This window comes from Nocardia sp. NPDC088792, from assembly GCF_044750615.1.
In the GTDB taxonomy this organism is placed as follows: Bacteria; Actinomycetota; Actinomycetes; order Mycobacteriales; family Mycobacteriaceae; genus Nocardia.
On the sequence record NZ_JBIVKC010000008.1, the window covers coordinates 404,469 to 422,202 of the forward strand.

The 17,734-nt window shown below is 68.7% G+C and carries 20 protein-coding genes; 9 read left to right on the forward strand and 11 right to left on the reverse strand.

Features of this window, described 5'->3' with window-relative positions; translation table 11 throughout:
* Positions 1-131 precede the first annotated feature (131 nt).
* From ACIP5Y_RS44150 to ACIP5Y_RS44165, 4 genes are all read left to right on the forward strand, one after another.
* The gene (locus ACIP5Y_RS44150) at positions 132-533 is read left to right on the forward strand and encodes a cytidine deaminase (RefSeq protein WP_400359553.1); all 402 of its coding nucleotides are present in this window, start codon (positions 132-134) and stop codon (positions 531-533) included.
* A 61-nt stretch (positions 534-594) separates the two neighbouring features.
* A complete protein-coding gene (locus tag ACIP5Y_RS44155; protein WP_400359555.1) occupies positions 595-1,887 on the forward strand; it encodes a thymidine phosphorylase in 1,293 nt (430 codons plus the stop codon).
* A 138-nt stretch (positions 1,888-2,025) separates the two neighbouring features.
* Positions 2,026-2,385 carry an excalibur calcium-binding domain-containing protein gene (locus tag ACIP5Y_RS44160; protein ID WP_400359557.1) on the forward strand — a complete coding sequence of 120 codons (360 nt, stop codon included), beginning with the start codon at positions 2,026-2,028 and terminating at the stop codon, positions 2,383-2,385.
* Between the two features lie 271 nt (positions 2,386-2,656).
* The gene (locus tag ACIP5Y_RS44165) at positions 2,657-3,748 is read left to right on the forward strand and encodes an adenosine deaminase (RefSeq protein ID WP_400359559.1); all 1,092 of its coding nucleotides are present in this window, start codon (positions 2,657-2,659) and stop codon (positions 3,746-3,748) included.
* A 47-nt stretch (positions 3,749-3,795) separates the two neighbouring features.
* On the opposite strand, the gene ACIP5Y_RS44170 is transcribed toward ACIP5Y_RS44165, so the two are convergent.
* The 6 genes from ACIP5Y_RS44170 to ACIP5Y_RS44195 all read right to left on the reverse strand — a co-directional run bounded on the left by ACIP5Y_RS44170 (position 3,796) and on the right by ACIP5Y_RS44195 (position 7,554).
* Positions 3,796-5,046, reverse strand: a complete 1,251-nt coding sequence (locus ACIP5Y_RS44170) for a primosomal protein (protein WP_400359561.1) — start codon at positions 5,044-5,046, stop codon at positions 3,796-3,798.
* 26 nt (positions 5,047-5,072) lie between these two features.
* Complete coding sequence (locus tag ACIP5Y_RS44175; RefSeq protein ID WP_397006831.1) at positions 5,073-5,402, reverse strand: YbaB/EbfC family DNA-binding protein; 330 nt, start codon at positions 5,400-5,402, stop codon at positions 5,073-5,075.
* Complete coding sequence (locus ACIP5Y_RS44180) at positions 5,399-5,740, reverse strand: hypothetical protein (protein ID WP_400359563.1); 342 nt, start codon at positions 5,738-5,740, stop codon at positions 5,399-5,401. The genes ACIP5Y_RS44175 and ACIP5Y_RS44180 overlap by 4 nt, the downstream gene beginning before the upstream one ends.
* On the reverse strand, positions 5,737-6,924 hold the full coding sequence (locus ACIP5Y_RS44185) for a C40 family peptidase (RefSeq protein WP_400359565.1): 1,188 nt from the start codon (positions 6,922-6,924) through the stop codon (positions 5,737-5,739). The genes ACIP5Y_RS44180 and ACIP5Y_RS44185 overlap by 4 nt, the downstream gene beginning before the upstream one ends.
* A gap of 145 nt (positions 6,925-7,069) precedes the next feature.
* Entirely contained in the window at positions 7,070-7,234 is a 165-nt protein-coding gene (locus ACIP5Y_RS44190; RefSeq protein WP_400359567.1) for a hypothetical protein, read from the reverse strand.
* Positions 7,231-7,554 (reverse strand): hypothetical protein, encoded by a 324-nt coding sequence (locus ACIP5Y_RS44195; RefSeq protein ID WP_400359568.1) that lies wholly within the window; start codon positions 7,552-7,554, stop codon positions 7,231-7,233. The genes ACIP5Y_RS44190 and ACIP5Y_RS44195 overlap by 4 nt, the downstream gene beginning before the upstream one ends.
* Before the next feature lie 171 nt (positions 7,555-7,725).
* Here ACIP5Y_RS44195 and upp point away from each other — a divergent pair, with 171 nt between their 5' ends.
* Positions 7,726-8,349, forward strand: coding sequence for a uracil phosphoribosyltransferase (gene upp / locus ACIP5Y_RS44200; protein ID WP_397006841.1), 624 nt, complete (start codon positions 7,726-7,728; stop codon positions 8,347-8,349).
* A gap of 127 nt (positions 8,350-8,476) precedes the next feature.
* Here the strand turns inward: upp and ACIP5Y_RS44205 are convergent, their stop codons facing one another.
* Genes ACIP5Y_RS44205 through ACIP5Y_RS44215 form a run of 3 tightly spaced genes read right to left on the reverse strand, consistent with a single transcriptional unit; the run spans position 8,477 to position 11,235 of the window.
* Positions 8,477-8,827, reverse strand: coding sequence for a hypothetical protein (locus ACIP5Y_RS44205; RefSeq protein ID WP_400359570.1), 351 nt, complete (start codon positions 8,825-8,827; stop codon positions 8,477-8,479).
* Positions 8,828-8,859: 32 nt separating this feature from the next.
* Positions 8,860-10,422: a phospho-sugar mutase gene (locus ACIP5Y_RS44210; protein ID WP_400359571.1), complete on the reverse strand. Its 1,563-nt coding sequence runs from the start codon at positions 10,420-10,422 to the stop codon at positions 8,860-8,862.
* 9 nt (positions 10,423-10,431) lie between these two features.
* A complete protein-coding gene (locus ACIP5Y_RS44215) occupies positions 10,432-11,235 on the reverse strand; it encodes a purine-nucleoside phosphorylase (RefSeq protein WP_400359573.1) in 804 nt (267 codons plus the stop codon).
* Positions 11,236-11,381: 146 nt separating this feature from the next.
* Here ACIP5Y_RS44215 and ACIP5Y_RS44220 point away from each other — a divergent pair, with 146 nt between their 5' ends.
* From ACIP5Y_RS44220 to ACIP5Y_RS44230, 3 genes are all read left to right on the forward strand, one after another.
* Positions 11,382-12,089, forward strand: a complete 708-nt coding sequence (locus ACIP5Y_RS44220; protein WP_400359575.1) for an enoyl-CoA hydratase/isomerase family protein — start codon at positions 11,382-11,384, stop codon at positions 12,087-12,089.
* 193 nt (positions 12,090-12,282) lie between these two features.
* Entirely contained in the window at positions 12,283-13,509 is a 1,227-nt protein-coding gene (locus ACIP5Y_RS44225) for a M20 family metallopeptidase (RefSeq protein WP_400359576.1), read from the forward strand.
* A gap of 86 nt (positions 13,510-13,595) precedes the next feature.
* Positions 13,596-14,765, forward strand: coding sequence for a M20 family metallopeptidase (locus tag ACIP5Y_RS44230; RefSeq protein WP_400359797.1), 1,170 nt, complete (start codon positions 13,596-13,598; stop codon positions 14,763-14,765).
* A gap of 68 nt (positions 14,766-14,833) precedes the next feature.
* Here the strand turns inward: ACIP5Y_RS44230 and ACIP5Y_RS44235 are convergent, their stop codons facing one another.
* Positions 14,834-15,244 carry a TIGR03618 family F420-dependent PPOX class oxidoreductase gene (locus tag ACIP5Y_RS44235; protein WP_400359578.1) on the reverse strand — a complete coding sequence of 137 codons (411 nt, stop codon included), beginning with the start codon at positions 15,242-15,244 and terminating at the stop codon, positions 14,834-14,836.
* A 71-nt stretch (positions 15,245-15,315) separates the two neighbouring features.
* Positions 15,316-15,795, reverse strand: a complete 480-nt coding sequence (locus ACIP5Y_RS44240; protein WP_397006857.1) for a gamma-glutamylcyclotransferase — start codon at positions 15,793-15,795, stop codon at positions 15,316-15,318.
* Positions 15,796-16,222: 427 nt separating this feature from the next.
* Between ACIP5Y_RS44240 and ACIP5Y_RS44245 the strand changes: the two genes are divergently transcribed.
* Positions 16,223-17,626: an NAD(P)H-quinone dehydrogenase gene (locus ACIP5Y_RS44245; RefSeq protein ID WP_397006859.1), complete on the forward strand. Its 1,404-nt coding sequence runs from the start codon at positions 16,223-16,225 to the stop codon at positions 17,624-17,626.
* Positions 17,627-17,734 lie beyond the last annotated feature (108 nt).

Consider the following 17,734-nt stretch of genomic DNA (forward strand, 5'->3'; position numbering starts at 1 on the left):
GGGGGAACTAATTCGGCGTGCCGCTCGTTGGTCCGAATTGTTGTGAGTTAGGTTTGCCTCTCCTGATTTTCGGAGCCGTGCGGAACGGCTATCACACGGGTACCGTCACGTCCATAGGAGGATGGTCCGATATGCCGGAAATTGAATGGAATGTCTTGCGCGACAAGGCAATCGAAATCATGCGGAATGCCTATGCGCCGTACTCCCGATTCCCCGTCGGGGCCGCCGCCCGCACCGCCGACGGGCGAATTGTGAGCGGCTGCAATGTGGAAAATATCTCATACGGTTTGGGCCTCTGCGCCGAGTGTGTACTCGTCGGTAACTTGATTGCGAGCGGCGGCGGGCGACTCGTCGCGCTTTCCTGCTGCGACTCGCGCGGCGTCACCCTCATGCCCTGCGGACGCTGCCGTCAGGTGCTCTACGAACACGGCGGCGCGACCTTGCTGATCGATCACCCGAAGGGCCCTGTGCCCCTGGGCGAGCTACTGCCCGACGCCTTCGGACCCGACGATCTCGTTGCGGGACAACAATAGCCAGACGGTAACTCGACGCGCCGGATGACGAGACCACCCCCGGCATGCCAGGGTGGAAACCGTGACGGTCCATTCGGCGGTATCCGTAATCACGGCCAAACGCGACGGCGGCGAGCTCACCGACGCGCAAATCGATTGGGTGGTGGACGCCTTCACCCGCGGCGAAGTCGCCGACGAACAGATGTCCGCACTGGCCATGGCCATCGTGTGGCGCGGCATGACCCGGCGCGAGACCACCCGCTGGACGCACGCCATGATCGAATCCGGCAAGCGCATGGACTTCACCGGCCTGCCCCGCCCCACCGTCGACAAACACTCCACCGGCGGCGTCGGCGACAAGATCACCCTGCCGCTCGCACCCCTCGTCGCCGCCTGCGGCGCCGCGGTACCCCAGCTCTCCGGACGCGGATTGGGCCACACCGGAGGCACTCTCGACAAGCTCGAGTCGATACCCGGCTGGCAGGCCGACATTCCGGCCGGCCGCATGCGAGAGATCCTCGCCGATCCGGCCATCGGCGCCGTGGTGTGCGCCGCCGGCGCCGACCTCGCACCCGCCGACAAACGCCTCTACGCACTGCGTGACGTGACCGGGACCGTCGAATCCATCCCCCTGATCGCCAGCTCCATCATGAGCAAGAAGATCGCCGAGGGCACCGGCGCGCTCGTCCTCGACGTGAAGGTCGGCAAAGGCGCCTTCATGAAGAAGCTCGAGGACGCCCGCGAACTGGCCACCGCCATGGTCGAACTCGGCAACGACTCCGGCGTGCGCACCGTGGCGCTGCTCACCGCCATGGACAGTCCGCTCGGCCTCACCGCGGGCAATGCCCTCGAAGTCCGCGAATCCCTCGACGTGCTCGCCGGCGGCGGACCCGCCGATGTCGTGGACCTCACCCTCGCGCTGGCGCGGGAAATGCTGACACAGGCCGGAATCGAGGACATCGATCCCGCCGACGCCCTCGCCGACGGGCGTGCCATGGATCACTGGCGAACCATGATCCGCGCCCAGGGCGGCGATCCGGACGCGCCGCTGCCGCAGGCGCGGCACACGGAGACGGTGCGCGCCACCGACTCCGGCACGCTCACTCGCCTCGACGCCATGGGCGCCGGCCTGGCCGCGTGGCGGCTCGGCGCCGGGCGCACCCGGCAGGGAGCGCCCGTGCAGGCGGGAGCGGGCCTCGAAATGCATGCCAAGCCGGGCGATTCCGTCAAGCAGGGTCAACCGCTCTTCACCCTGCACACCGACACCCCGGAGACCTTCCCGGCGGCCCTCGAAGCCCTCGCCGGCGCGTACACGATCGGCAGCCCAACGGATTTCGACCCGGAACCCCTGATCCTCGGCCGGATCACGGCCTGACACACGCCGGTCCGGCAGCCGATCGTGCCTCGCCTGCGCGGGACGTTTCACCTGCTCAGCGGGGAACGGTCCGGTGAGGTCGATGTGATTGACCTGCGCGTGTCTCCGAATCGGGCAATTCGGCCTAGCCTGGGAATCGTGAAACAGCGAGCAACCATCCGATCGTGCGCGGCGGGGCTGGGCGCGGCAGCGCTCTTCGTCGCCATGCCGCTCAGCATCGCCATGCCCCTCAGCGTGTGGTCCGCACCCGGCACGGCCTCGGCGGCGCCGAGCACCGGCACCGGCGAGGGCAATGCGGGCGGCAACAACGCCCCCGCGACGACCGGCACCGGTGAGGGCTGGGCGGGCGGCGGCAACGGCCCGAGCCAGCCCGACTCACCGCCGTACTACACCAACTGCACCGAGATCCTCTCGCAGGGCAAGGGCCCGATCTACGCCGGCCAGCCCGGCTACAACCCGCTGCTCGACCCCAACCACACCGGCGTCGACTGCGGGTAGCGATCGACGGCTCGCCGCACCCGGGTCCGCCGTGGATCGGCCGGCTCTCCCTCCCGCGTCCCGTCCGGGATCGGCTCTGATGCGGCTCTCCGTGGCGGTGGCCCCGGTTGCCCGCGCGGTGGCCGGCCGCCGCGCACGTGGCTGCCTGCCCGTGGATGGCCGGTGACGGTTGCGCAGCGGCCAGCTACGCGAGGGCAACGAATCACCCAACAGTGAGCAGACACACGTCAACAGCCATGCCGCCGAACGGGAATGCGGCTAACGTTGCTACATGACTGGACCGACGCCCCTCACTCTCGCCTCGATCCGCCAGGCCCCCAAGGCGGTCCTGCACGACCACCTGGACGGCGGCCTGCGACCCGCGACGGTGCTCGAACTCGCCCACGCGTCCGGCTACGACCAGCTACCCGCAAGTGACGCCGAATCCCTGGGCAACTGGTTCCGTGACGCGGCCGACAGCGGCTCCCTCGAACGCTATCTGGAAACCTTCGCGCACACCGTCGCCGTCATGCAGACGCCCGAAGGCCTGCGGCGGGTGGCCCGCGAATGCGCCGAGGACCTCGCCACCGACGGCGTCGTCTACGCCGAAGTGCGATTCGCGCCCGAACAGCACCTGGAAGCCGGGCTCAGCCTCGACGAGGTGGTGGAACACACCCTCGCCGGCTTCCGCGAAGGCGAACAGCACGCGGCCGCCGCGGGCAACCCCATCCGGGTCGTCTGCCTGCTCACCGCCATGCGGCACGCCGCCCGCTCCCGCGAGATCGCCGAACTCACCGTCCGCTGGCGCGACCGCGGCGTCGGCGGCTTCGACATCGCCGGCGCGGAGGCCGGCTTCCCGCCCACCCGCCACCTGGACGCCTTCGAATACATGCGGGCGAACCACGCGCACTTCACGATTCACGCGGGCGAGGCCTTCGGGCTGCCGTCCATCCACGAGGCGCTCGCCTTCTGCGGCTGCGATCGGCTCGGGCACGGCGTGCGCATCACCGACGACATCACCGACTCCGCCGCCGGACCGCAACTCGGCGTGGTCGCGAATTACGTTCGGGACCAACGGATCCCGCTGGAACTCTGCCCGAGCTCCAATGTGCAGACCGGTGCGGTGCCGTCACTCGACAAGCACCCCTTCGACCTGCTGGCCCGCCTGCGTTTCCGGGTCACCGTCAACACCGACAATCGCCTGATGAGCGACACCAGCATGAGCGAGGAAATGTTCAAACTGGTGCAGACCTTCGGCTACGGCTGGAGCGACCTCGAACGCTTCACCATCAACGCCATGAAGTCCGCCTTCATCCCGTTCCCGGATCGCTTGCGGCTCATCGACGAAGTCATCAAGCCGGGCTATGCGGTACTGATCGGCTGAGGCAGACCCGATCGGGGTTTCAGGGGTGGGAACCCCTGAAACCCTGCTCAGCCCTTCTGCAGGCGCGCCTCGAAAGCCACCTCGAGCGCCCGCCACTGCTCCGCCTCCGCGGTGAACGGCGGGTTCGGGGACATCCGATTCGGGTCCGGGTTCAGCAGGTAGGAGACATACCAGCCGAGCGGCGTGGAGACCGCGAGGGCGCTCTCGACCGTATCGTCATCCGCGTAATCCGCTGCGTCGGTGAACAATTCGACCGCCAGATCGAGCTGATCGGTGTCCACCGACTTCGGCCCGGCGGTCAGATCCTCGGCGATGCCGGGCAGCACGTAGACGTTCTCCTCGTCCACCTCGACCTCGAGCGAACCGTCCACGGCCGCGGTCTGCACCTCACCGTAGGTGCTCACCCGGGCCAGATCGTGCTCGTGATCATCGGCCAGGTAGCGGGCCAGCGCGCGCTCGGAGCCGAAGACGGTGATGACGCCTTCGCTGCCGAGGAAGATCGGCTCATCGTCCACGTAACAGCGCAGCGTGTACAGCTCGCCCTCGGAGGTGATGATCTTGACCGGGTCGATGCCGACCTCGTGCCAGAACGAGAGCTCCTCTTCTTCTTCCTCTTCTTCGTCTTCCGCGTTCAGGTCGACGGTCTCGATCTCGTCGTCGGTATCCGCGGCATCCTCCGCGTCGACGATGTTCTCTTCCGCCGCAAGCAGTTCCGCCTCGGCCACGGCCACCGCGTCGGCGTCCACGTCCGGGATGGTCACCACCGAGTCGATGGCGTCGAGCACGGCCTCCCAATCCTTGGCGATGGCCGCGCCGATCTGATCCCACAGCTCCTCGCCCTCGCGGCCCGCGAAGGCGCTCATGCCGCCGGGCAGCGCACCCAGCACCGGATGCGAGCCGAAGAACTTGGTGACGGTGTCGAGTTCACAGACGTCGCCGATATTGCGGACCATCTCGAGGGTCTCCTCGAGCTCGCCCACCACCTCGGGATCCGGATCGTCGGCCGCCAGCTCCGGCACGCCGACGAGATCGAAGACGAACTGCTCCTCGGGCTCCAGTTCGGCCGCCGACAGCCCGGCAATGATCTTCCAGGCCGGATGGTCGACCAGATCGTTGTCGGAGTCGGTGCGGATGAACGCGGCCAGCTCCGCCACGGAGTCGAATCCGTAAAGGTCCTCCTCGTGACCGAGGAATGCCTGCCACTCATCGTCACCGTCTCGCCAGCGCGGTGCCCACAGGGTGACGAGATCGCCTTTGGTCAGGCCGAGCGCGATCGGGACGATGTCTCCAGAAGCCATGACCGGAAGCCTATCTAGTGCCCGCCTCAGGCACTATCCGGGCCGCCCCCAACATTTCCCGGAGCGAACGACTCGTTCAATCGGGCAACGACCTCGGCCCGTCGCGCGGTCGCCGCGGCGGCCGCTTCCCCGCACGCCCAGAGGATCGCGCGAGCCACCTCCGCGGGCGGTCGCGAGGTCACCGATTCGGCCAGCCACAGCCCGGTCAGCGCACCCTCGGCATCCACTTCCGCGGTCACCGAACGGTCCTCGGTGGTGAACTTCGCGCGCACCTGCGAAAGGCCGTGCAGCGCTGCTTCCAGCGCTTCCAGGCGGGCGTGCACGCCGCCGACCAGAGCATCCATCTCGCCGCTCATACGTCACGCATCCAGGTGGTGCGGCCGGTGTCGGCCTCGTCGATACGGTCCAGTTCGTCGACGGCGGCGCGGCGGGTGGGGAGACCGAGACGGTCGAGAACCTCGTCCGGAATACCGGCCTCGGTGAGCAGTTCGCGGCGGCGGGACTTGGCGGCGATCGCCGAACGCCGGGTGAGGCGCAGGATCTCGTCGGCGAGAGCCTGTGCACCGTAACGGTATTCACCGCGCTCGAAACGGATCTCCACCGGCAGGCCCTGATCGGTGGCGCGCACCGTCACCGTCCCCGAGCGATTACTGCTCGCGGCGACGGTCACCGCCGGAATGTCCGGGCCCGTCATGCGGTGGGCCGGTAGAAGCCGAGGAAACGCATACCCATGTTCTCCGTTCGAATCGGTCCGACCTGGACGGGATCACCAGCTTCCACGATTTCGCCATGTCCGATCACCATGGCCACATGCCCGTCCCACACCGCGAGATCACCGGGCATCAAGTCCCCTGGACTCACCTGCGCATGCCCGAAACCCTGCTCCTGCGCCAGCCGCGGCAACCGCACCCCCGCCTGCGCATAAGCCCACTGCGTCAACCCACTGCAATCCAATCCCGCACCCGGAGTCGTACCGCCCCATACATACGGCGTCCCGACCGCACTCAACGCGGCCCGCACCGCATCCGCGGCCTGCTGGTTCGGCGCCTCCACGGTACTGCCGTCCGGCAGCGTCACCCGCACCCCCTTCGACTGCTGCCGCGCAGGCCGGGGATCCCGCCGATGATCCGGCCCATGCGAATCCCCATACGACGCCGGCACCGTGTCATAGGACGCCGGCGCGGTGCCGAGCCTGTCCGCTGTCTGCACTCCGGCCCCCAGCGCCCGCCCGCCGTCCGACGCCACCGTCGCGGCCTGCCGCACGCGATCGCCGGATTCGACCGCCGCGGGAACCACTCCGGACGCTCCCGGCGAAACCGCCGCGGCACCCGCCGGCGGGACGACCGCGGGCGCCGCGGGTTCCGGCATCGGCGGCGGCGCGACCAGTTCGCTCATCGCCGCTGTCGCTCTCGCCAATTCGGCCCGCACCCGCTCCACCACCCGCACGGCTCGCCCGACATGATCGATCGCCGACCCGACGATCGCGGTCACCGCCGCAGGCGTCACCCCACCGGCCTCGAGCCCCTTCACCGATTCGAGAAACGACCGCAGAATCTCCTGCACCTCCCGCTGCCCACCCGACACCTCGTCCCCGACCCGGTCCAGCACCGCGGCAATATCCCGCCCCCGCTCGGAAACCATTGCCGCCCCGTCCTGTACCTGCAACGCCTTCCCCATGGCCGCATCCCCACCCCGCCCCCGCCACGCCTCATACATCCCGTCCACACTTCCGCGCCCGCCCGCATGCACGTCGTCGACCGTCGCCGAGGCCGCCCGCAACCCGTCCGCCGCATCCCGCACCCCCGACCCCGCCCCGAACCCGGCCAGCAACTCCACAATCGGCGCCGCCAGCCCCACCCCCTCGAACTCCCCGCTCACGATTCCCCCCACTCGCCGCCTTCACCGCGACCTACCCCACCCGACAACGTCGCCCATTTGCGGTGAGGGGGAAATGGTTGCGGCATTTCGCGAGTGGCCGCCACCATGAGTTCCCTCTCGTGGCGGGACACCGTGTGGTGCGCGGTCATTGGATGCTGTCGGGTGAGTCGGTGTGGCGGTGGTGTGGCGCGTAGCGGCATCCGTTCATGCGGTCTTCGCCTGCGGGGTGTCGCAGATGGGCAGGCGCCGGTGAGCGGCGGGTATTGCGGTGGGGGAGTGCGGGTTCGCGGTGGGAGCGATGGCGGGTCATGCGGGGATCTCCTCGGTGGTGGCCTGGAGGGCCGTGGCGTAGGCGGTGTCGTGGGAGGTGCAGGTGGTGGTTGCCGTGGTGGTTGCCAGGCCTAGGGATGCGAGGACGGTCGCGAGGGATTCCAGGGTGGTGAGGTGGGTGGCGTGGGCTGCCGCGTAGGTGGTGAGGAAGTCGGCGCCGATGAGGCCGAGGGCGGGGGCGAGTAGGAGGGGGCCGGCGGCTGCCGCCTGGGTGGTCGCGGCGGTGAGGGCGGCGGAGTGGCGGGCTGCGGTGGTCGCGTAGGTGGCCAGGCCGGTCGGGTCGAGGGTGAAGCGGTGCATGAAAGCCCCCTTCATGCTGGTTGATTGCGTCTTGTGTGGGTTGGACGAGGGATGGCGGGGGAAGGTTCCGGAGGGGCGGCGGTACGGCATGTCGCGGGTGTGTCGGGGGCGGTAGCGGGCAAATCGGGCGGGTGGGGAGATCGAATCGCGGGGCTGGCCTATCGTTTTGCTATGCGCACTCTCATCGTGGAACATCCGCTTGCTGCTGCTTTGCTGACCACCATGCGAGATGCCCGCACCACCAACCCGACATTCCGGGCGGCATTGCGCGACCTCACCGGCCTGCTCGTCTACGAGGCCCTGCGCGACGCACCCGTCGAGCGCTTCCCCATCGCCACCCCCGTCGCCGCCGCCGAGGGCACCCGCCTGGCCACCCCGCCCCTGCTGGTCCCGGTGCTGCGCGCCGGCCTGGGCATGGTGGAGACCGCCGAGAATCTGGTCCCGGACGCCCGCATCGGCTTCGTCGGCCTCGCCCGCGACGAGACCACCCACCAGCCCACGCCCTACATGGAATCGCTGCCCGAGGACCTCTCCGACACCCCGGTCATCGTGCTCGACCCCATGCTCGCCACCGGCGGCTCCATGGTCTACACCCTGGACCTGCTGGCCACCCGCAACGCCCGCGACATCACCGTCATCTGCGTGGTCGCCGCCCCGGACGGCATTGCGGCCCTGGAGAAGTCGGGCCACCCGATCACCCTGGTCACCGCCTCGGTGGACCGCGGCCTCAACTCCGACGCCTTCATCGTCCCCGGCCTCGGCGATGCGGGCGACCGCCAGTTCGGCCCCCGCTGAACGACTTCCGGCCGGTTGCCGCCGAACGCACTCCGATCGGCTGTCGCGGGCGGACTGCTCGGCGGCCCGCAGCCCGAACGGCGAGCGGCCGTCTTGGTTGCGTGCCGCCCGAACGGCGCCGGCCGTCTCAGTTGCCGGTGGAACCTGTGCCCGGCAGGACGGGCTGCGCACCCTCGATGCTCCAGACCCCGCATCCGGAAGTGGTGAACCGGGCATCGGTGGCCGGAATCCGCACCGTCAGTGTGGGATTGCCACCCTGCCCGCTGGACAGCACCGCGCCGGTCGCACTGAGCCGCGCCCACGTGCAGGGGCCGTCGGCGGCGTGCGTGGTGTAGTTACCGGGGGTGATGTCGGCGTTCACCTGGTAGGTGCCGTCGTGGTCCATGACCGATCCGGCGGCGCCGGCGGGTGCGGCGCCGGTCAGCAGGGTCAGGGTGGACGAGAATCCGAATCCGGTGAGCAGCAGCGTTTTACGCATGGCGGATCGACCCCTTCGTGCGCGGCGCTCCCTCAGAGCTTCTCGCAGAATTCCCGGATATCCGAGAGCCGTTGCCCGGCAGTGGCTCTCGCCACACCCAGTTCGCTTCCAGATGGTACCGGTTCGAAGACCTCGATGTAGCACTTGAGCTTCGGTTCGGTCCCGGACGGCCGCACTACCAGGCGCAGCGAATCGCCCTCGAAAACCAGTGCATCGGTACGCATCCGGCCCCGCAGCTGCGCCATATCGGTGCAGGTGACCTTCTCGCCCGCGATCTCGGTGGGCGGTGTCTCCCGCAACCGCGCCACCACGGCAGCGGCCTCGTCCGCATCCGCCAGCCGCAGCGACACCTGCGCGCCGGCATGCACACCGAATTCGACCGCGTACTCGTCGAGCACATCGAGCAGCGTGCGACCGTCCGCCTTCAACTGCGCCACCAGATCCGCGGCGGCCACCGCCGCGGAGATCCCGTCCTTGTCCCGCACGGCGGCCGGATCCACGCAGTGCCCGATGGCTTCCTCGTACGCGTAGACCAGGCCCTCGCCCGCGCGAGCCAGCCATTTGAATCCGGTCAGCGTCTCCGCATACCGCGCACCCCGCGCCGCCGCCAGCTTGCTCAACAGCCGCGACGACACGATGGTGGTAGCGACCAGTGAATCCGCCGGCGCGGTCCGCAGCACGAAATCGCCCAGCAGCACCCCGGTCTCATCACCGCGCAGCATCCGCCACCCGTCCGGCCCGGCCACGCCCACCGCACACCGATCCGCATCCGGATCCAGCGCGATGGCGACGTCGGCACCCACCTTCTCTGCCAACGCCAGCAATAGATCCGACGCCCCGGGCTCCTCCGGATTCGGAAACGCCACCGTCGGAAAATCCGGATCCGGCGCGAACTGCTCCGTCACCACGAGCACATCCGTGAACCCGGCGGCCCGCAGCGCGGCGGTCGCCGGTTCCCCGCCGACCCCGTGCATGGCCGTCAGCGCAATCCGAATATCGCTACGCCGCACGCCGTCATCGCCGTTCTCGCCGCCGATCAGGTGGGGGAGGGCGGCGACGCGGGCCAGGTAGCGGCGGACGATCTCCTCGCCCATCTCGTCGACGGTCTTGCCTTCGGGCAGCGACAGTACGGAGGGGTCGGGCGCCGTAGAGGCCGGGTCGGTCCGGGGGATCGGGGTGGTGACCGCGTCGATGGCGCGTTCGATTTCGGCGTCCGCGGGCGGGATGAGCTGGGAGCCGCCGTCGAGGTAGACCTTGTAGCCATTGTCGGTGGCGGGGTTGTGGGAGGCCGTGATCTGCACGCCCGCCACCGCATTGAGTTCGCGGACGGCGAAGGCGACCAGGGGGGTCGGGAGGGGGCGGGGGAGGGGGAGGACGGAGAACCCCGCGGCGGCAAGGACTTCCGCGGTGGCGTCCGCGAATTCCGCGGAACCGTGCCGTGCGTCGCGCCCGACGATCACCAGCCCGCCGCCCAGGCAGCGGTCGCGCAGCCAGGCGGCGAGCCCGGCGGTGGCGCGGCTTACGGTGTCCACGTTCATGCCGTCCGGGCCGTCCTGGAGGGGACCGCGGAGCCCGGCGGTGCCGAAGCGCAACACGGCGGCGGCCTACAGCCGTTCCAGCACGCCGCGCAGCAGTTTGCCCAATCGCGGTGCGGCGGCATGTCCTTCGGCCAGTACCTCGGCGTGTGACAGGTGCGCGCCGGTGACACCGGCGGCCAGGTTGGTGACCAGGGAGATGCCCAGCACCCGCACTCCGCCCCCACGGCAGGCGATGGCCTCCAGCACGGTGGACATGCCGACCAGGTCGGCGCCCATGGTGGCGAGCATGCGGATCTCGGCGGGGGTCTCGTACTGCGGTCCGGTGAGGCCCGCGTAGACGCCCTCGGTGAGGGTGGGGTCGATTTCCTTTGCCAGGGCCCGCAATTCGGGATCCCACGCGTCCACCAGGTCCACGAAGTCGGCCCCGACCAGCGGGGTGCGCCCGGTGAGGTTGATGTGGTCGCTGATGAGGACGGGCTCGCCCACCCGCATGCCCTCGCGAATGCCGCCCGCGGCATTGGTGAGCAGCACGGTGTCCGCGCCGGCGGCGATGGCGGTGCGCACATTGTGCACGACCTGCGCCGGTTCGTGGCCCTCGTACAGATGCTGGCGGCCCATGAGCAGCAGCACCGGCGACGAGCCGACCACCACGGAGTGGATGGTGCCCTGATGTCCTTGCGCCGTGGGCGATTCGAAGCCCGGCACTTCGGCCATGGGGATGGAGGTGGCGGGTTCCCCGATCTCGGCGGCGGCCTCCTGCCAGCCGGATCCGAGCACCACCGCGACCCGGTGGCGCTGCACTCCCGTTCGTTCGGCAATGGCCGCGGCGGCCGCGTCGGCGGCAGTCACGATGGCCTGATCGACTGGCATGTAGCCCAATTTAGTACCACGCGATCACTACTGCGCGGCCACGCCGCGGACCTGCCGTTTTCGCACCGTTTCGGGCACTCCAGGCGGTGCAACGAATTGGCTACCCGCGGGTAGGGAACGGGTCGCGGCCCCGCTACGCTGCACACATGCCGTATTTGAAGCGTGATGGGGACGTGTTCGTCCTGTACCTCGGCGCCGAGGGTCAGAACATCGACAGCGACAACCGTTTCCACCCGGATTGGATCACCGAGGTCCACGCGCTGCTCGACGAGGTCGAGGCGTCCGAGGGCCCGGCCGCGCTGGTGGTCACCGCCAACGGCAAGTTCTTCTCCAACGGCCTCGACACCGACTGGCTGTTCGGCAATTTCGACAAGAACTGCTGGTACCTGGACCGCGTGCACTCGCTGTACAGCCGTCTGCTGGCCTTCCAGATGCCGACCGTGGCCGCGGTGAACGGGCACGCTTTCGGCGCCGGCGCCATGCTCGCCACCTCCTGCGATTTCCGCGTCATGCGCGCCGACCGCGGCTTCTGGTGCCTGCCCGAGGTGCACCTGGGCATGCCGTTCACCGTTGCAATGAACGCCCTGGTGACCAACCGCCTCACCAATCAGGTGGCGGTGGAGGCCATGACCACCGGCCGCCGCTACGGCGCCGATGACGCCATCGCCGCGGGCATCGTGGATGGCAAGGCGGATGCGGAGTCGTTGCTGAGCGTGGCCATCGCGCGCGCCGAGATGCTGAAGGGCAACCGCAAGCCGAACCTCCCGGTCATCAAGCGCGCCCTGCACCAGCACGCCCTCGCGGGCCTGGCCGTGGAGACCACCCCGGAGAACCTGGCCTTCACAGCCGGCTGATCCGAGCCCGAGTCGCGGGCCGATCGAACCCGACCCACACAACGTCCCGGGAGCCGGGTCGTCCGAAACCTTTCCGGTGACGGGCGGCCCGGCTCTCGGTTTTTCGGCGGGGATCGCGTAATCGGCACGCCGCAACGCAGATTTCACGGTAACCCGGTGCGTCTTTGTGGGTAGGGAGTGCGAGGATGGCGTTATGTCTCCCCCACGCAGTGGCTTTGACCGGGATGCGGCGTTGTTCGCCGCTGCCGACCACGCCATTGCCGCGTGTCGCACGCAATTGATCGCGTTGTCGCACGATATTCACGCCGAGCCGGAACTCGCGTTCGAGGAATTCCGCAGTGCCGCCAAGACTGTCGAGCCGTTGCGGGAAAACGGTTTCAAGATCGAAATGGGGATCGCGGATCTGCCGACCGCTTTCGTGGCGGAGTACGGCAGTGGTGACCTAACGGTCGGTATTTTCGCCGAGTACGACGCCCTGCCCGAAATCGGCCACGCCTGCGGCCACAACATGATCGCCGCCTCCGCGGTCGGCGCCGGCCTGGCCCTGGCCGCCGTGGCCGATGCCTGCGATATCACCGTGAAAGTGCTGGGCACGCCCGCCGAGGAATCCGGCGGCGGCAAGGTGCTCATGCTCGAGCGCGGCGCCTTCGACGATCTGGCCATGGCGCTCATGGTGCATCCGGGACCGGAGGATATTGCCGGCGCGCATTCGCTGACCCTCGCCGATTTGTCCGTTGTTTTCCATGGCCGCGAATCGCATGCCAGCGCCGCGCCGCAATACGGGCGAAATGCCGGAGATGCCGTCACCATCGCCCAAGTTGCTTTAGGTTTGCTCCGGCAACATCTCCTGCCCGGACAGCAACTGCACGGTATAGTCGGGTCGGGCGGCGTAGCCCCCAATATCGTGCCCGGACACGCGGAACTGCTGTATTACCTACGGGCAGTCGACTCCGCGACCCTCGACGATCTGATGCAACGCGCATCGGCATGTTTCGAGGCAGGTGCCCTGGCGACCGGATGCACACACGAAATCCGGAAGCTTGCGCCGACGTACACCGAGCTCGTTCCCGATGCGGCACTGCTGCGCATCTACCGCGAGCAGATACGTGCACTCGGACGCGAGCCCCTGGCCCCGGAACTCGAGGCGCAACGGCCACTGGGCAGCACCGATATGGGCAATGTCACCAAGGTGATACCCGGTATCCATCCCGTCATCGGGATCGACGCCGGGGGTGCGGTGACGCACCAGCCGGCATTCACGGCGGCGGCCGTGAACGCCTCCGCCGACCGGGCGGTCATCGACGGGGCAACGGCTCTGGCCCGCACCGCGATACAACTGGCAGGCGATCGATTACACAGGGACAGGTTGTCGGAACGAGTCATTCAACGGCAGTTTCAGCGACAGGAGGACATTCGGTGAGCACAACCGGCCGGTCCGCGGCGCGTACCAATAACGGACCACTGGCTGCGGGCTGCGTGGCGACGCAGCCGGCGGCGAGCGTCGCGATGGAACCGGCTACCGGGCACGAGGCGGTCGAAGCATGGCTCGCGGAGCACATGGAAGACCTCATTTCATGGCGCCGGCATATTCATGCCAATCCGGAGCTCTCCCGCACCGAGTTCGGTACCACCGAGTTCGTCGAGTCCTGGCTCATCAAGGCCGGTCTCGAACCCCGCAAACTACCGAGCGGCACCGGCATCATCTGTGATCTCGGCCCGTCGGACGGTCCGCGCATCGGCCTGCGCGCGGATATGGACGCGCTGCCGCTGCAGGAGTACACGGGCTTACCGTTCGCTTCCACCGTGCCCGGCGTCTCGCACGCCTGCGGGCACGACGCGCACACCACCATCCTGCTCGGCACGGCCCTCGCACTGGCCGAGATGGACAGGCTGCCGGTCGGTGTGCGGCTGGTGTTCCAGCACGCCGAGGAGGTCATGCCCGGCGGCGCCATCGATATGGTCGCCGCGGGCGCCATGGAGGATGTGTCGCGGGCGTTCGCGCTGCACTGCGATCCGCGCCTGGAGGTGGGCCGGGTCGGTATCCGGGTCGGCGCCATCACCTCGGCCGCGGACACCGTCGAACTGGTGCTGGATTCGCCCGGCGGGCACACCTCGCGCCCGCATTTGACCAGTGATCTGGTGTACGCCATCGGCACGGTCATCACCGGCCTGCCGGGTCTGCTGAGTCGTCGTATCGATCCGCGCACCAGCACGGTCATGGTGTGGGGTGCGGTATCGGCGGGCAAGGCGCCCAACGCGATTCCGCAGACGGGCATGCTCACCGGCACCGTCCGCACCGGCGATCACGCCACCTGGTCGCTGCTGGAGCCGATGGTGCGCGAGATCGTGGAGGGCCTGCTGGCTCCGACGGGCGTGCGCTACCAGCTCAACTACAAGCGCGGCGTGCCGCCGGTGGTGAACGACGAACTGGCCGTGCGCATGTTCGAGGAGGCCATCCGCGGCATCGGCCCGGACGCGCTCGCGGACACCCAGCAGTCCGGTGGCGGTGAGGACTTCTCCTGGTACCTCGAGGAGGTGCCGGGCGCCATGGCCCGCCTGGGCGTATGGTCCGGGCAGGGTGAACAACTCGACCTGCACCAGCCCACTTTCGACATCGACGAGCGCGCCCTCGCCGCCGGTGTGCGCGTCCTGACGAACATCGTCCTGAACGCCTGAGACCGGGGGAACAAGAACAGCCGGGCCGCACCGAGGGGTGCGGCCCGGCTGTTTCGTTGTCCGAGGGGTTACTTCGCGTCCGCGTACTTGCCCCAGCCGTGCCAGGATTCGATCTCGATCCAGGCGCTGACCCGCTTCTGATCGCGCACCCCGTACTGGGTGCCGAGGTAGTGCTGCGCGATGCGGTCGATGACCGAGGAGTCCGGATCGTTCTCCAGCGAGACGATGCGCCCCTGCACGCTGACGTGGGTGTACCAGCTGTCGGAGCCCAGCACGGTGAGCGTGACCCGCGGGTCCTCGCGCAGCCAGTCCAGTCGCTTGCGGAAGTCGGCCAGGTTCACCAGGATTCGCCCGTCCTCGTAGAGGTACCAGGTGGCCACGGAGACCGGCTGGCCGTCGGGCTTGTTGGAGGCGAACACGGCCGGATTGGGCTGTGCCAGGAACTCGGCTACTTCGGCGGGCAGGGGTGTGGTCGGCATCGCGATCCTCTCGTGGAGTGGGTTCGGTTCTCCGCGCACAACACCCGCCCTGCCCGAGATCATTCCGGGGATTACGGCCCGAAGGTGCCGGGGCCCACGTTCTTCGAGTTCCGGGTGCGTAGCGCGTGTGCGTAATCGCTTGGCGCGCCCGCTTTCTCGGCGGCGTCGGCGATGACGCCGAGGTAGCGGGCGGAGGGCAGGCCGCCCTCGTAGGCGTCGAGGACGTAGAGCCAGGCCAGCACCGGTTCGGCGGCGGCGCCCTGGTTGGTGGTGACGCGCAGGCGGATCTTCTTGTGGATGCCGAAGTCGGAGCCCTCCCAGCGGTCGAGGCTGAGCTCGTCCTCGCTGGGGACGTCGTAGAGGACCACGAACACGCGTGAGCCCGGCTCTTCGACCACCGTTGCGAGCGGTCCCTCCCAGCCGATGTCGTCCCCGGCGAAGGTGAGGCGCCACCCCTCCAGCCAACCGGTTCCGTACACGGGGGAGTGCGGACAGCGCTTGAGCATCTGCTCGGGATCCATGTTGGACCCATAGGCGGCGTAAATCGGCACGATAGAAGCCTATCGAACAATCGGCGAACACCATCCCCGATCCCGATCACAACGCGGTTCGCCCGAGCATGAATGATTGCCGTCGCATCGCCGAACCGGTGCCGTGACCCCGGCGATGAGGCGGGGTATGGGTCCTGGTCCAGGACTTTCGATGCCCTCGTGGCAGTTGCCGCGGTATCGCCCGGCTCGGCTCGGTGGCTCGGTGCGTCCGGATAGTCCGGCGTCGATATGGCCAGACCTGTTGTGGCGCCGGGCGTGGCGAATGGCGCGGCAGGCCGTGTCGAGTGGCCCGGGACCCGTGTCGAATGGCGTGGGACACAGTGGGCAACCTCTCCGCTGATGCGGTCGAGAGTGTTTGGACCTGGGCGGATAGGGTTGTATGCCGGGAACCGGAGATCCCGGGGCCGAACTTGAAAGCGGAGGAACAATGACCCGCATTGCGATCATCGGAGGCGGCCCCGCCGGCTACGAGGCGGCGCTGGTAGCGGCACAGCACGGGGCGCCGGTCACGCTGATCGACAGTGACGGCATCGGCGGCGCGTGTGTGCTGTGGGATTGTGTGCCGTCGAAGACTTTCATCGCCTCCACCGGCGTGCGCACCGATCTGCGGCGGGCCCGGGATCTGGGCATCACGGTGCATCCGTCGCAGGCGCAGGTGCGGCTGGCCGAGGTGAATTCGCGTGTGAAGGCGCTCGCGCAGGCGCAGTCGTCCGATATCCGGGCCAAGCTGCAGACCGCGGGCGTGACCGTGCTCTCGGGCAAGGGCGAGCTGATCGATCAGGCGCCGGGCCTGGCCACCCACTTGGTGAAGGCCACCCTCGCCGACGGTCAGGAGCGGCTCATCGAGGCCGAGGTGGTGCTGCTCGCGACCGGCGCCAGCCCGCGCGTGCTGCCGGGCGCGGAGCCGGACGGTGAGCGAATCCTCAACTGGCGTCAGCTCTATGACCTCAAGGAGCTGCCGGAGACCCTGGTGGTGGTCGGTTCCGGTGTGACCGGCGCCGAATTCGTCTCGGCCTATACCGAGATGGGCGTGAAGGTGAAGCTGGTCTCCTCCCGCGACCGCGTGCTGCCCGGCGAGGACGCCGATGCCGCGCTGGTGCTGGAGGACGCGCTGGCCGAGCGCGGTGTGGAGCTGGTGAAGCATGCGCGCGCGGATGCGGTGGAGCGCACCGCGGACGGCATCGTGGTGAAGCTGTCCGACGGCCGCACCGCGACGGGCACGCATGCGCTGATGACGGTCGGCTCGGTGCCGAACACCGAGGGGCTGGGCCTGGCGCGGCTGGGTATCGAGCTGGACAAGGGCGGATACCTGCGCGTGGACCGGGTTTCGCGGACGAGCGCGCCCGGCGTGTACGCGGCCGGTGACTGTACGGGACTGTTGCCGCTGGCGTCGGTGGCGGCCATGCAGGGCCGGATCGCGATGTACCACGCGCTGGGCGAGGGTGTGCAGCCGATTCGCCTGAAGACCGTTGCGTCCGCGGTGTTCACGCGTCCGGAGATCGCGACGGTCGGTGTCTCGCAGACGGCGATCGACAATGGCGAGGTGCCGGCGCGCACGGTGATGCTGCCGTTGAACACCAATCCGCGGGCGAAGATGTCGGGCCTGCGGCGTGGTTTCGTGAAGATCTTCTGCCGCCCGGCGACGGGTGTGGTGATCGGTGGCGTGGTGGTGGCGCCGATCGCGTCGGAGTTGATCCTGCCGATCGCGCTGGCGGTGCAGAACAATCTCACGGTGAACGATCTGGCGCAGACGTTCTCGGTGTATCCGTCCCTGACGGGTTCGGTGACCGAGGCGGCTCGTCAGCTCATGCGGCACGACGATCTGGACTAGTCCCGAGCGGGCTTTCGCGAGCTTTGTGACGTGTTCGTGTTGCTCTGTTGTCTCCCTTGTGATTCACTTCGCGCGGAAGCGATCGACAGGGCGGTCGCGAGTGGCGTA